A 13,836-nucleotide genomic window follows, 5' to 3' on the forward strand; every position below is an offset into this window, starting at 1 on the left:
ACAAGATAGCCCTAATAAAAGTTAACAGTAATGGAGGTAATTACTATAAATTAAAGTTTCAGTCACAAATCCCTCCGTCTTCACTAAAGCGAAGCCACCTCCATTTTCTAGGGGGAAGGTGCTTTTATTTATTGATTGCTTTTTCCTTAAAATTCATTCTAATTTCTTTTAATACCGATTCTAAGTTATCAAAAACCATCTTATTCTCGAATCGAATGACTGTGAAACCTAATCCACTTAAGTAAGCAGTTCGTCTTTCATCGTATTCCCATGCTGTAGAATTCTGATGTACTTCTCCGTCAAGCTCTATTATCAATTTATCCGATGCCAAATAAAAATCCACAATATAATTTCCAATACTATGCTGCTTTACAAAATTCTTTCCATCAAGTTTTTTTGCCCTTAGATACTTCCATAAAAATGCTTCCGCAGGCGTTAAGTTCATTCTTAAATCCTTTCTAGATTTTATTAACTCTTTTCTATTATGGATAACAATCTTCTTCATGGTTAATCACTTTAAAAGCTCCCCTCTTTTTAAAAGAGGGGTGTCCAACGCGTTGGACGGGGAGATTAGACTCGCCAATGTTTGAACTTAAAAAAATATTGGATCATCCGTAACAGTCTGCACCACCAATCCCTCCGTCTTCGCTATCACGAAGCCACCTCCTTTTAACCAAAGGGAGGAGCTTTAAACTATTTTACCCCATTTCTTAACTCCCGTTCGATTGTCAAACCTTTACGTATTTAGATCCCATTTCTTCCTAGTTATTTTTCCACTCTATTCTAAAGAGGTGTATTCAATGCAATAGACGGGGAGATGAAGCAAGAACTGGTTTAATTTTCAATAAACCCTAGAACATCTCTTGTACCCTAGACCAAAACCCTAAATATACTGATTGATGATATTTTCATACAGCTCTTGTTTTCCACTGATCAAGGGCAATTCGCCGTTCTCCTTTGCCAATTCATACAAATCCGCTAGGGTGAGTTTTCCATTTTCAAATTCCCTTCCTTTTCCTGCGTCAAAGGAGCTATATCGTTCTTGGCGCATTTTTTCATAAGCGGAGGAGGACAAAATTTTATCGGCTGTTAATAAGGCCCGTGCAAAGGTGTCTGCTCCTCCTATGTGAGCGTGAAAAACATCATCCAGATCCGTGGAATTTCTTCTAATCTTAGCATCAAAATTTACACCTCCACCCTGTAGTCCTCCAGCTTTTAGGAATACCAACATGGCCTCGGTGGTTTCTTGGATATTATTGGGAAATTGATCCGTGTCCCATCCATTTTGATAATCCCCCCTATTGGCATCTATACTTCCCAACATGCCCGCTTTGGCAGCAACTGCCAACTCGTGCTGAAAGGTATGTTGGGCTAGGGTAGCGTGATTTACTTCCACATTAATTTTAAAATCTTTCTCTAGACCATACTCCCTTAAAAATCCGATGGCAGTTGCCGCATCAAAATCGTATTGGTGTTTGGTGGGTTCCATGGGTTTGGGCTCAATAAAAAAGCTGCCTTTAAATCCTTGGGAACGGGCATAATCCCTAGCCATCGTTAAAAACTGGGCCATATGATCCAATTCCCTCCCCATATCCGTATTTAACAGGGACATATATCCTTCCCTTCCTCCCCAAAAAACGTAATTTTCCCCATCTAGGGCGATGGTGGCATCCAAGGCTAATTTTATCTGTCCGCCTGCCCTAGCCACCACTCTAAAGTCTGGATTGGTGGCAGCCCCGTTCATATACCTAGGATGAGAAAAGCAATTGGCCGTTCCCCACAATAACTTAATACCCGAAGCGGCTTTCTTTTCCTTTATATATTCGGTAATAATATTTAATCGTTTTTCTGACTCTGCAAAGGTGTTTCCTTCTTGAATCAGGTCAAAATCGTGAAAACAGAAATAATCGAACCCCATTTTGCTAATAAACTCAAATGCGGCATCGGCTTTGTCCTTAGCAGCCTGTATGGGGTCTGAAGCCTGATCCCACTCAAAACGTTGTGTACCCGGTCCAAATGGGTCGCTCCCTTGTCCGCAGAAGGTGTGCCAATAAGCAATGGCAAATTTAAAGTGTTCTCGCATGGTTTTCCCAGCAACCACTTGTTCTGGGTTATAATATTTAAAAGCCAAGGGATTGTCTGACTCCCTGCCTTCAAATTTAATCTCTCCAATACCCTTAAAATATTCCTTGTTTCCTAGTAGTGCCATTTTCTTATTTATTGCTGTTCATAATTAATTCTAGTTCCTTTTTCCAAGCCTCATAGGCCTTGAGGTATTTCCCGTTATCCTCACATGGTTTAAATGTATGAAGGTGGTCATTATGGGTGATATAGGTACTAAACTTCTCAAATCCGCCTTCATATATACCTGCAGCACGCGCCGCGCCTATAGCCCCTGTGGTATCATAAATCTCGATTTCCTGATTAACCAAGCAGGCGAGGGTATTGGAGAATATTTCCGACCTAAATAGGTTATCGTTTCCGGCGCGCATGCTTTCAATATCAATTCCATCCTGTTTTAATATTTCCATCCCGTACGCAAAGGAAAATGCAATCCCCTCCAAAGCAGCTCTACATAAATGTCCTTTGTGGTGATTGTTTAGGTTTACATTTAATAAACGAGCACCTATATCCCTATTATTCAGCATTCTTTCTGCCCCATTTCCAAAAGGAATTAAACAAACGCCATCAGAGCCTACGGGAATTTCTTTAGCCAAGGCATTCATCTCGTCATAGGAGTCGACCTCCAAATTTTTTAACAACCACCGATACTGAATACCTGCGCCATTAATATTCAACAGTTTACCAATATGTGGGTTTTTCTTGGTATAATTAACATGCGCAAAATTATTCACCCGTGTACTTTCCTTTCCCGAAAGCGTATCGGTAACAGCATATACCACTCCTGAGGTTCCACCAGTTGCTGCCACTTCCCCAGGCTTAAATACGTTTAATGACAGGGCATTGTTAGGCTGGTCCCCTGCCCTATATAAGATTGGTGTACCCTGTGCCAATCCGCTTTCCTTGGCGCCCTGCGCATCTACTTTAGATTGAAGCCCAAAGGTATCTACGATGTCTGGGATTAGGGAGTTAGAAATTCCGTAGTGATCCAGTACTAAATGAGCCACCGAATCTTCCTTAAAGTCCCATAGAATTCCCTCGGAAAGACCCGAGATAGTAGTATTCATCACGCTAGAGAAGCAATAAGCAATATAGTCTCCTGGCAACATAAGTTTATGGGCCTTTTGGTATGTTTCTGCTTCGTTCTCCTTTACCCATTTTAGTTTTGAGGCGGTAAAATTTGCTGGAGAGTTAAGTAGGTGTTTCTTACACTTCTCCTCTCCTATGGAGGCATAGGCGTTTCTACCGATTTCCACTGCCCGGCTATCACACCAAATAATGGCGTTGCGAACCGGATTCCCCTCTTTATCCAATAAGACTAAGCCATGCATTTGATAGGCAATCCCTATCCCCTTAATTTGATTTTGGGAAACCTTATATTTCTCTTTGATATTCTTTATTCCCTTACAGACATACCGCCACCAATCCCTTGGGTCCTGTTCTGCCCATCCATTTTTTAGGGCAATCATTTCCATTTCAGATGCTGGCTCCTGTACCACGCCTACCAATCTGCCATTGGCAATTCCAACTAAAGCAACTTTAATGGAAGAACTTCCTATATCCAATCCCAAATAATACATATATCAGTTTGTTTGAGGGACATACCTCCCTATTTGAAACGGCCCTTTGAGCCTCTCTCAAATATATTAAAAACAATCAGAATGAATTGGTTTTGCGGAAAAGGGAGTAAAACGCTGGGAGGGATGCTACTGGAATTGCCTTTACAAGATAAAGCGCAACAAACTCATCACTAGTAGATTACAGTCCACCCTCAGGAGGAAATTGTTTTTCGAAAACGGTTTCGCAAATTAGGGTAATGGAATCCTTTGTTTATTCCTTCTTATTGATAAGTCCTTTGGTGAATTCGTTCAGTGTTTCTACTTTTTCCTCAAAATCACCTTTGATGGTTTTACGGAATTCGTTGAGATTTTTTACCAAATCATCTATATTATCCGGAATTACCTCTTCAAAAAACTGGCGTAGGCGTTTGGCGGTGGTAGGAGATTTTCCATTGGTAGAGATGGCTACTTTAACGTTGCCCTTGGTAACGATACTTCCCATATAGAAATCACAATATGGCGGATTATCGGCCACGTTTACTAGCGTGTGACGCTCCCTACAATCGTGATATACCTGCTGATTTACCTCGGTATTATTGGTTGCGGCAATAACTAATTGGCGTCCCTCTAAGTACCTACTATTATAAGAATCTTTGGTTATTTTCACTCTATGTTTACTAGCAAGGGCCAAGGTTTCGTCCAAAAAATGAGGCGCAAGCATTTCTACCTTTGCTTGGGGACTGGATTTTAACATAAAGCTCAATTTCTCCAATCCTACATTTCCACCTCCAACAATGAGGATATTAAGCTGGGATACTTTTAAAAAAATAGGGTATAGTTCATTCCTTTCCATTGTACGCTCCTAATTTAAAATATGGGGTTGTCCATGAGGGTTAAAAAGCAATAATTACGGTTCCTAGTCAGTATTAAACCCATGTCTCACCACCCTACAAAGATAGGGCGTAATTAGAGAATATATGGCAAACCCCTTGTGCCTATCTAAAGGTTTATTACACCCACACTGCTTTTATAACCTTAAGGTAGCTCCTAAACTAAAATTGGCCACCCCCAATCCCAACTCGGCATAGGCTCCAAAATTATCCGTAAGGTACCACCTACCACCAACAAATGCACTTAGGGCCCATTCATTGTCATAGGTACCCGCGGCTACAAAAGTATTGTCATAAGACAAAATATTATAGGAAAGCATGGCGCCGCCGTAGAGGTCTAGATTATCTATTTCCAAGCCGCCATAATGATAGGCACCCCTAGCGCCCAATAGCGTATAATTCCATTTATCACCTTTATCGTATTTATAGGACTTATGTCCTAAATAACCTCCAACGCTCACCACACCGGGACCTGGAAGCTCCCACATTCCATATTCGTAACTAGCATAGATGGAGGCTTTTTGGTTTGGGGACCCTAAGGTGTTATAATGTCCTCCAAGTCCAAACCCTACGTTAAGGAGTTGTGTGCCCTGGTTAAACTCTTGCCCAATAGCAGCAAAGCCGACTAATAGTCCTGTAATGGTAAAAACAAAAATCTTCTTCATTAATCTAATCCAATTAAAATATAATAATCTCGAGAAATGTTGAACGAAGGTACTATATATTAAGGCAGACGTAAAACAACCAATCTTAAATCCTCCCCAATTTTTAAATCCGCAACGTTTCTAAAATTATATACCAAATTCTAAAAGGGTTCAAGGCAATTTAAACGGTTCATAATGCGAGTGCGCAAACACCACCTTTCCATTTTGTTTGGTATAGCAACAAAATAAAAACGGCAGTCTACAAACACTTATCCGTTTGTAAAACTGCCGTTATTATCTAGAGGCAATGAGAACTACCCAGTAATTACTCTCTTATCTGTCCATCGCCAAAAACATAGTACTTATTGGTCACCAATTGCTCTAAGCCCAACGGCCCCCTATGGTGTAATTTATCGGTACTAATTGCCAATTCTGCACCTACACCCATTTGTCCCCCATCGGTAAACCTAGTGGAGGCGTTATGATATACTGCGGCGCTATCTACTTGATCCATAAACGCGCCAGCTACCTCCTTATCTTCGGTCATAATGGTTGCCGAATGGCCACCGGAGTATTTATTGATGCGATCTATGGCATCCTCCAGCCCTTCTACTGGAGCAACCACGCACTTCATCGCTAAAAACTCCTCGTACCAGACGGATTCCTCATTAACCAGTTTATTATCCTTTAGGATTTCTGCTGCAGATTGATCTACCAAAACATCAACTCCCTGCGAAGTAAGCACCTCATTTAGCTCCTTTAATTTATTAGGATAGTCTTGGATGCTAGCATTGATCAGAATTTTATCTAAAGCATTACAGGCCGAAATCTTATCGGTTTTTGCGTTTAGGATTACTTGTAAGCTTTGTGCCCAATCTGCCGATTCGTCTACATATAGAAAGTTGTTCCCTCTACCACTTACTAGGACTGCACATTTTGCGTGCTCCTTAACAAAATCGATTAAACGCTCACCTCCACGGGGAACAATCAAATCCAATTTTTCGGAAGGGTTCCTAAGGAACTCTTGGGTTTCCTGCCTATTCATATGAAGCAATTTAATCCAGTCCTTAGATAAACCATTTTCTTCTAGGGCCTCATGCCAACAAGCTTCCAATGCCAAATTACTATTTATAGCTTCCTTTCCACCTTTCAACAATATTTTATTATTGGCTTTAAATGCCAATACGGCAGCTTCTATAGTTACATCTGGCCTGGATTCATATATGATTAAAATGGTACCGAAGGGTGCTGTTTTATTTTGGATCTTAAGTCCATTTTCCAGATTTCGCTCCGATTTTATTTTCCCCACAGGATCGTCCTGACTTAGGATTTCCTCTATGGCACCGATCATACCATCCACTTTTTTTTCATCTACGATCAGTCGGTCGTACATTGCCCTATCGGATGCATCAAAAAGATCCAGGTCTTTTTTATTAGCTTCAATAATTTTATTTCTATTACGATCCAGAAGCTTCATCATGGACTGTAATACTTTATTTTTTATATCTGTATTTAATAATTTCATCTTCTTCTTTACTATTTAAAATAATTTCTAACCGTACTTATGCGGTAAACTTGGTTCCCACACTTTTTCCTTCTACAATATCCAAGATCACTCTTTTGTGCTTTCCATTGGCTATAAAGGTCGGAATATTTTTGGAAGCAGTCTGTTTGGCGATATTCAATTTAGAACCCATGCCTCCTCTTCCTTCCGCTTCACCTTTTTCTATGGTCTGCACGTATTTTTCCACGTTTTGATCTACGCTAACGTTTTTAATCACCTCGGTTCCCTTTTCATCCGGGTGCCCAGTGTAGAGTCCGTTGGTATCGGTAAGGATAATCAACTTATCTGCATTAATGAGTTCGGCAACCAGACTGGCCAGTTCATCGTTATCGGAGAACATAGATTTCGTAAGCGAAACTGCATCATCCTCATTAGCGATGGGTATTACACCCTCGGACATTAATCCTTCATAGCAATTTACCATATTATCCCGATGGTTCCCAGGATTAAAATCTCGTTTTGTGGCCAAAACTTGGGCACATTTCATTCCATAATCCTGAAAAAGATTGTAGTAATGGCGCATCATTCTGGGTTGACCAATAGCGGAGAATACCTGACGCCGGGTCACCTTATCATCTATATGGCTCTCCCCCATTACTTCCATCCCCGCTATAACGGAGCCGGAAGACACCAATACGGTCATAATATTGCGTTCGTACAGTTCTGCGATTTGTTGCACCAAATGATCTAGAACAGGCTTTACAATCCTATTGTCCTTATTGGTAATAACATTGGTACCTACTTTTATAACTACTCTTTCTTTATACATATCCTATTGCTCTTTACCTAGTTCTACAGCCCTATTAAATGCAGAATAAGCTGCTTCTTTAATAAGTTCCTTCACATTATTGTCTTCCATGCTGTCTAATGCAGCCCTTGTAGTACCCCCTTTAGAGGCTACCCTTTCCATCCACGAATTGGGAGAAAGGTCCGACTGGTTAAAGAGATCTACGGCACCTTCAAAAGTTTTGCTCACCAACACCTTACTGTCATTTGGGGAAAAGCCCATTTTTAAGGCTGCCTCCATCATACTTTGCATAAAGTAAAAAACATAGGCCGGTCCGCTTCCGGAAATACCGGTAGAGGCATCAATAAACTTTTCTGAGCTTACAAAAATAGATCTACCTGTAGTGTCTAACAAGCTTTCAATGGTTAAAAGTTCTATTCTGGAAACCTGTTTGGAAGCTGTATAGGAGGTTACCCCCTTTCCGATCTGTGCCGGTAAATTTGGCATAGCTCTTACTATTTTATCGATTCCCAAAGCTTCCTGCATGGTGTTTATTGTAACACCCGCCATAATGGATATTATAATTTGATCTTCACTAATTCCGTTTTTTAATTTCTTAAAAAGATCTTCGCAATGGTAAGGCTTTACCGCAATAAAGATTAAATCTGCCTTAGGAAGACAGCTATCCAAATCGTCGTAAACCTCAAAATGTGAAATCTTTTTTAAGGAGGTGGTTTTTTCCGGGGAATTGTCGAAAATCATTAAATTTTTCTTTTTTAACAGTTTTGACTTTGACATAGACTCCGCATAGGTTAGTCCCATGTTACCCGCTCCAATTACTAATACTCTCATGTAAAATTTTTAGTTAATACTTAATTTACACCTCTAAAGGCTCAAAAACAGTGCGAAACCCCAATTTTCACTATAGAGTTTATCTGTAGGAATTACATTCTCATAGTCAGTGTCTATATGCATGGCCCAGCTCCCACTATAAGGGGGCTGAATAAATCCTACAATTACAAGAAAATTAGTGAAATACCCTAAAAGCGTTTGATTTCGACTGACAAAAAGGGATAAATAGCCCGACAAACTATCAATTTTCCACTTTTTGGCACGTACCCGACAAGTTGACTATCCAACTAAACAATAAAATTATTCCTACTCTAATGGTAAGAACGTTGCATAGACCTAGAAACACATTTGGAATAAAAATCTAAAAATGGGCTTCATTTCATCTTTGACAACCTAAACACGAGTAATTCTTATCTACCTAGTTGAAACCCGATCAATTATTCACGTACCACTACTGTGAAAGGCCCCTATTATTCTATTAAACCAAAGGCACGTGGCAACCATAGGGATAGCTCAGGGAAATAGGTTAAGAGCAACAAAACGAAAATCATGGCCCCCAATAGTGGCAATAATGGCTTTATCACCTTAGTAACTGGAACCTTAGCCACTCCACTACCAACAAACAACAGTGTCCCCACCGGGGGTGTACAAACTCCAATGCATAGATTAAGGACAATTACCATTCCAAATTGCACGGGGTGCATTCCCAAGGCCATTACCACTGGCAAGAAAATAGGGGTGAAAATAAGTACCGCCGGGGTCATATCCATAAAGGTACCCACCACCAATAGGGTTAAATTGATAAACAACAAGACCATAAGGGGGTTTTTTACCGACTCTAACAAGAATCCCGTGAATAACTGAGGAATAGATTCGAAGGAAAACAACCAGGACATGGCCATGGAAGTTGCAATGAGGAACATTACAATAGCCGTTGTTTTGGCACTGCGAAGGAGGATAGGTTTAAAATCGGAGAATTTCAGCTCTCGGTTTATAAATCCGAGTAAAATAGCGTACACCACCGCGATGGCAGCCGCTTCTGTGGCCGTAAAGATTCCGGCTACAATACCACCCACTACAATTACCAATAAGGTTAGACTTAGAATAGCATTCTTAAAATCGCGGAACAATTTTTTAAAACTTACCCGTTTCTCCTTTGGCAATCCTTTCCTTAAGGCATATACGTATACTACGGCCATAATAACCAACCCTACCAATATTCCCGGAATATAGCCTGCAATAAAGAGGGCCGCCACGGATGCCGTACCCCCACTGGCCAAAGCGAAAATAATTAATACGTTACTAGGGGGAATTAATAGTCCTGTGGTGGAAGAACTAATATTTACCGCTGCACTGAACTCCCTTGGGTAACCGTCTTTTGCCATTTTATCTGTTAGTGTACTTCCTATAGCGGAGGCTGCTGCAATAGCCGACCCCGATATAGCCCCAAATAACATGGCCGAAATAATATTTACATAGGCCAAACCTCCCGGCAAACTTCCAATAAGCGATTTGGCAAATTCAATCAATCTATTGGCAATTCCTCCCCTATTCATTATTTCCCCGGCCAATATAAAAAATGGTATCGCTAAAAGCGCAAAGTTATCAATCCCGATAGTCATTCTTTGACTTACCGTTGTGGTAGCTGGCAGATAGGCAATTTTTATCAAGAGGGTAATGGTTGTAGCTATCCCTATGGAGTAGGCCACTGGCACCCCATAAGCCAACAACCCTAGAAAACTTACGAACAATACAAGAATACTAATGGTTTCAATGCTCATGGTGACTGGGATTAAAAGTGATTTTGATATGATAAATGGAAAAGAATATTATTACGAGTCCGCAAAGGGGCACAATGGCATATACATACCCTAAGGGAAGCAACAAGGCCGGTGAAACCTGCCCTAGTTTAAGGGTGATATACACCAAATTTCCACCGCCGATCACCATCACTAGCAGTGCAAAAACAGCCATAATTAGTTGGATAACCCGATGTCTTTTATACTGTCTTTTAGGAGGAAGTTTCCCCAGTAAGAAGTCCATGGACAGGTGTCCTTCTGGTTGTCCGTTGATATAGGCGGCCCCCAATACGGTTAACCAGATAAGGGAAAAACGGGCAAATTCTTCGGTAAAGGAACTAGATTGTCCAATGATATATCTTGAAGCAACCTGCCAAACCACATCTAGCACCAATAGGCTAAATATAAGTACTAACATTCCTTCAATGATCTTGTTTAAGGTAGAATAAATGGTCTGCATTAATGGTCTTTAATTTGGTCGATTATTTTTTTCATGTTTGGGTCTTTCATCAACTCTTCCATGATGGGTTTGGTTTTGGCTATAAAGGGGCTTTTATCCGGATTGTAAATTTGTACCTTGGCCTCCTTAAGGACCTTCATGTTTTCTTGGACGGTCTCTTGCCAGTACACCTTTTGTTTAGCAACACTCTCATTTGCAGCTTCCTGCAACCATTCCTTTTCTACATCATTCAGCGTCTCCCAAAATTTGGTCCCTACCACTACCACGTCTGGCACCATGGTATGTTCGTCTATGGTGTAGTATTTACAAATTTCATAGTGGTTAGAGGTTACAAAGGAGGGGACATTGTTCTCGGCCCCATCTACCACTCGCTGCTGCAGGGCTGTATAAAGCTCTCCATAGGCCATGGGGGTAGCAGATCCACCAAGATCATTCACCATATTAACGGCCATTTGATCGTTCATTACCCTAATTTTCTTCCCTTTTAAGTCGTCCGGGGTTTTTATAAATCCGTCCAAGGTGTAAAAGCTTCTAGCCCCAGCATCGTAAAAACAGAGTCCTCGAAGCAGGTGATCGCTACCGCTTTCCAAGATTTTCTTACCCACTTCCCCCTCCAATACCTTAAACATATGCTCGGTATCTCGAAACAGGTAGGGGATTCCCAACACCTTGTATTCTGGTGCAAAACTGGACATGGAAGCAGCGCTCACCTTGGTCATGGCAAGACTTCCTATCTGCAACAATTCTAACATCTCCCGTTCTGACCCCAATTGGCCATCTGGAAAAATTTTAATCTGCAGCTTACCACCTGATTTCTCCATAAGTGTCTCTTGCATTGCTACTATCCCCTTATGCACCGGATGGGAAATGGGCAATGAATGTGCAAAAAACAATGTTTTATGGGAGGCACTTTCCGAGCAGGAAGTTATAAATAGGTAGGCCATTGCCCCCATTATTCCCAATAATTTCCGTCTTAAATAATTAGTTACCCACATATCTTTTTATTACAACTCTGTCTGCTAAAGATAACAACCTTAGCGTTTTAATATCAAAATCTCAAAAAAACACCCTTTAAAAGAACTGCTAGCCCCCTTTCCTAATGTTAACAGAATAGCTGCACCGCTTTATGCACCTTCTTTTAGAGGCGCTATGAAGGCTCACCATCTGGTAATAACAGCTCACGCAACCCTTTCTCCAAACCATAGAGTTGCGCCATCCCGATCCCCCTTCCTATAAGGGAGTATCCAGGATAAAACTCTTTCCTCCTTTTTTTATCTTCCAGTAATACATGGCCGTGATCTGGCCTCACCGGAATAGCCACCTCGCCCTTTCCACTTATATGTCTTCTTTGTTGCTCTCTAATAAGTGCCTTCATTATCTTCCCCATAGGGATAGCCCCATCCAGATGGGCTGCTTCGTGAAAACTGCCATCGGCTTCACGGTAAACATTCCTTAAATGCAAAAAATGAATATTGGGCCCAAAATCCTCTATCATCTTCAAAAGATTATTGGAGGCAATAGCCCCCAAGGAGCCTGTACAAAAGGTGATTCCATTATTGGGAGAGGGAACACAGTCTAAAACAAACCTAAAATCCTGATAGGTAGCGGCTATCCTAGGTATACCAAACACCGGGAAGGGAGGATCATCTGGATGAAGAGCCATTTTAATCCCCAATTTTTCGGCTTCAGGTAGTATAGCTTTTAGAAAATAGACCAGATTTTGCCGTAATTCATCTTTTGTTATTCCACTTACCTCACCTAGGGTCTTTTTAAATTGAGATATGGGTATGGTTCCTTTAGATCCCGGCATTCCTGCCAAAATAGCATCTAAAAGCCTTGCAGATTGTTGGGGATCTAAAGCTTGAAAGTAGGCTTCCGCTGCCTTACACTCTTCCTCATTATACGTTTCTTTTGCTTTTTCCCTTTTTAAAACAAAAAGGTCGAAAGCTGCGATGGCCGTTGGATTGTAGCACAAACTAATAGCTCCATTGGGGAGATTATAACTTAAATCGGTACGTGTCCAATCTATAAGCTGCATAAAATTATAGCAGACAATTTTTATGTCGTGAGCGGCTAAATTTTTAAGAGTTTGTATATAATTCTGGATATACCTATCACGTTCTGGCAATCCATATTTTATTGCCTTATGGACATTTACACTTTCTACCACAGACCACTCCAGTCCATGGGATGCAATTTCATCTTTTATGGCTCTAATTGCTTGCATGGACCACCCCTCCCCTATAGGAACCTCATGACAGGCCGTCACCACTCCTACTGCCCCAAGTTCTCGGATATCTTGCAAAGACACGCCAAAATTAGGGCCAAACCACCGTATTGTTCTTTTTAAATACTCCATGGATTACACGCCGGAGAAAGAGCTAAAACCACCATCCACATCATATACAGCACCGGTAACAAAGGAAGAAGCATCACTTAAGAGGTAATGGACCATTCCATTAAGTTCTGAAGCATCCCCAAAACGGGCCATGGGGGTATTGCCTATTATTTTTTTCCCTCTTTCCGTAAAAGATCCGTCCTCGTTTGTTAGGAGGCGTTTATTTTGATTGCCAATAAAAAATCCAGGGGCAATTGCATTTACCCTGATTTTATCATTGAACTTGGATGCCAATTCGTTTGCCATCCATTTGGTAAAGATATCTACGCCCGCCTTGGCCAAGGAGTAGCCCAGCACTCTAGAGATGGTCTGTTTAGCTGCCATAGACGATATATTTATAATAGATCCATACCCTTGGTTGGCCATTATTTTACTGAGAACAATAGTAGGCATCACCGTTCCCATTAGGTTAATGTCTACCACTTTTTGAGTGTCCCCAATTTCTATATCATAAATGGTCTGTTCGGGTTTTAAGGTAGCTCCTGGGATATTACCACCTGCGAGATTGATTAACCCATGCAGCTTCCCAAATTTGGCTACTATATTCTCCCGTAATTCGGTCAATGCCTCTTCACTCATTACATCCACCACATAAAAATGGGCGCTATCGGAATCCCTGCTATTCAACTCCTCGCATTTCGCCTCCAATTTATCCTGGGAACGGCCCAACAAAATTACTTTTGCCCCTTGTTCTACTAAATAGGTAGCAATGGATCCCCCTAAAGTACCGGTACCCCCAGACAGGGCATAAATTTTATCTTTTATCGAAAACAATTCACTCATCAATCTTTGTTTTAGGATGCTATATGCATCTATAATTAC

General features: G+C 41.0%; 13 protein-coding genes. All 13 read right to left on the reverse strand.

The features are described 5' to 3' along the window. Positions 1 to 124: 124 nt before the first annotated feature. The 13 genes from BV214_RS00710 to BV214_RS00770 all read right to left on the reverse strand — a co-directional run bounded on the left by BV214_RS00710 (position 125) and on the right by BV214_RS00770 (position 13,797). Complete coding sequence (locus BV214_RS00710) at positions 125 to 505, reverse strand: endonuclease domain-containing protein (RefSeq protein ID WP_086475559.1); 381 nt, start codon at positions 503 to 505, stop codon at positions 125 to 127. Positions 506 to 883: 378 nt separating this feature from the next. Then, complete coding sequence (gene xylA, locus BV214_RS00715) at positions 884 to 2,209, reverse strand: xylose isomerase (protein ID WP_086475560.1); 1,326 nt, start codon at positions 2,207 to 2,209, stop codon at positions 884 to 886. Positions 2,210 to 2,213: 4 nt separating this feature from the next. Then, positions 2,214 to 3,701, reverse strand: a complete 1,488-nt coding sequence (locus BV214_RS00720) for a xylulokinase (protein WP_086475561.1) — start codon at positions 3,699 to 3,701, stop codon at positions 2,214 to 2,216. Between the two features lie 250 nt (positions 3,702 to 3,951). Further along, on the reverse strand, positions 3,952 to 4,533 hold the full coding sequence (locus BV214_RS00725; protein WP_086475562.1) for a precorrin-2 dehydrogenase/sirohydrochlorin ferrochelatase family protein: 582 nt from the start codon (positions 4,531 to 4,533) through the stop codon (positions 3,952 to 3,954). Positions 4,534 to 4,707: 174 nt separating this feature from the next. Further along, entirely contained in the window at positions 4,708 to 5,235 is a 528-nt protein-coding gene (locus BV214_RS00730) for a hypothetical protein (RefSeq protein ID WP_086475563.1), read from the reverse strand. Between the two features lie 304 nt (positions 5,236 to 5,539). Continuing rightward, positions 5,540 to 6,739, reverse strand: coding sequence for a glutamate-5-semialdehyde dehydrogenase (locus BV214_RS00735; RefSeq protein ID WP_086475564.1), 1,200 nt, complete (start codon positions 6,737 to 6,739; stop codon positions 5,540 to 5,542). A 37-nt stretch (positions 6,740 to 6,776) separates the two neighbouring features. Beyond that, the gene (gene proB / locus BV214_RS00740; RefSeq protein ID WP_086475565.1) at positions 6,777 to 7,547 is read right to left on the reverse strand and encodes a glutamate 5-kinase; all 771 of its coding nucleotides are present in this window, start codon (positions 7,545 to 7,547) and stop codon (positions 6,777 to 6,779) included. 3 nt (positions 7,548 to 7,550) lie between these two features. After that, positions 7,551 to 8,357 carry a pyrroline-5-carboxylate reductase gene (gene proC, locus BV214_RS00745; protein WP_086475566.1) on the reverse strand — a complete coding sequence of 269 codons (807 nt, stop codon included), beginning with the start codon at positions 8,355 to 8,357 and terminating at the stop codon, positions 7,551 to 7,553. Between the two features lie 470 nt (positions 8,358 to 8,827). Further along, on the reverse strand, positions 8,828 to 10,138 hold the full coding sequence (locus tag BV214_RS00750) for a TRAP transporter large permease (protein WP_176328430.1): 1,311 nt from the start codon (positions 10,136 to 10,138) through the stop codon (positions 8,828 to 8,830). Continuing rightward, positions 10,128 to 10,616 (reverse strand): TRAP transporter small permease, encoded by a 489-nt coding sequence (locus BV214_RS00755; protein WP_086475567.1) that lies wholly within the window; start codon positions 10,614 to 10,616, stop codon positions 10,128 to 10,130. The genes BV214_RS00750 and BV214_RS00755 overlap by 11 nt, the downstream gene beginning before the upstream one ends. Continuing rightward, positions 10,616 to 11,611 carry a TRAP transporter substrate-binding protein gene (locus BV214_RS00760; RefSeq protein WP_086475568.1) on the reverse strand — a complete coding sequence of 332 codons (996 nt, stop codon included), beginning with the start codon at positions 11,609 to 11,611 and terminating at the stop codon, positions 10,616 to 10,618. The genes BV214_RS00755 and BV214_RS00760 overlap by 1 nt, the downstream gene beginning before the upstream one ends. A gap of 152 nt (positions 11,612 to 11,763) precedes the next feature. Next, positions 11,764 to 12,975, reverse strand: coding sequence for a mannonate dehydratase (uxuA, locus tag BV214_RS00765; RefSeq protein WP_086475569.1), 1,212 nt, complete (start codon positions 12,973 to 12,975; stop codon positions 11,764 to 11,766). 3 nt (positions 12,976 to 12,978) lie between these two features. Continuing rightward, entirely contained in the window at positions 12,979 to 13,797 is an 819-nt protein-coding gene (locus tag BV214_RS00770; RefSeq protein WP_086475570.1) for an SDR family oxidoreductase, read from the reverse strand. Between the last annotated feature and the right edge of the window lie 39 nt (positions 13,798 to 13,836).

Source organism: Arenibacter amylolyticus (genome assembly GCF_002150785.1).
Classification (GTDB): Bacteria; Bacteroidota; Bacteroidia; order Flavobacteriales; family Flavobacteriaceae; genus Arenibacter; species Arenibacter amylolyticus.

Bases quoted from the DNA above. Each gene is read 5' to 3' on its own strand.
- BV214_RS00710 (WP_086475559.1), bottom strand. From the start codon at position 505: ATGAAGAAGATTGTTATCCATAATAGAAAAGAGTTAATAAAATCTAGA.
- xylA (WP_086475560.1), bottom strand. From the start codon at position 2,209: ATGGCACTACTAGGAAACAAGGAATATTTTAAGGGTATTGGAGAGATT.
- BV214_RS00720 (WP_086475561.1), bottom strand. From the start codon at position 3,701: ATGTATTATTTGGGATTGGATATAGGAAGTTCTTCCATTAAAGTTGCT.
- BV214_RS00725 (WP_086475562.1), bottom strand. From the start codon at position 4,533: ATGGAAAGGAATGAACTATACCCTATTTTTTTAAAAGTATCCCAGCTT.
- BV214_RS00730 (WP_086475563.1), bottom strand. From the start codon at position 5,235: ATGAAGAAGATTTTTGTTTTTACCATTACAGGACTATTAGTCGGCTTT.
- BV214_RS00735 (WP_086475564.1), bottom strand. From the start codon at position 6,739: ATGAAATTATTAAATACAGATATAAAAAATAAAGTATTACAGTCCATG.
- proB (WP_086475565.1), bottom strand. From the start codon at position 7,547: ATGTATAAAGAAAGAGTAGTTATAAAAGTAGGTACCAATGTTATTACC.
- proC (WP_086475566.1), bottom strand. From the start codon at position 8,357: ATGAGAGTATTAGTAATTGGAGCGGGTAACATGGGACTAACCTATGCG.
- BV214_RS00750 (WP_176328430.1), bottom strand. From the start codon at position 10,138: ATGAGCATTGAAACCATTAGTATTCTTGTATTGTTCGTAAGTTTTCTA.
- BV214_RS00755 (WP_086475567.1), bottom strand. From the start codon at position 10,616: ATGCAGACCATTTATTCTACCTTAAACAAGATCATTGAAGGAATGTTA.
- BV214_RS00760 (WP_086475568.1), bottom strand. From the start codon at position 11,611: ATGTGGGTAACTAATTATTTAAGACGGAAATTATTGGGAATAATGGGG.
- uxuA (WP_086475569.1), bottom strand. From the start codon at position 12,975: ATGGAGTATTTAAAAAGAACAATACGGTGGTTTGGCCCTAATTTTGGC.
- BV214_RS00770 (WP_086475570.1), bottom strand. From the start codon at position 13,797: ATGAGTGAATTGTTTTCGATAAAAGATAAAATTTATGCCCTGTCTGGG.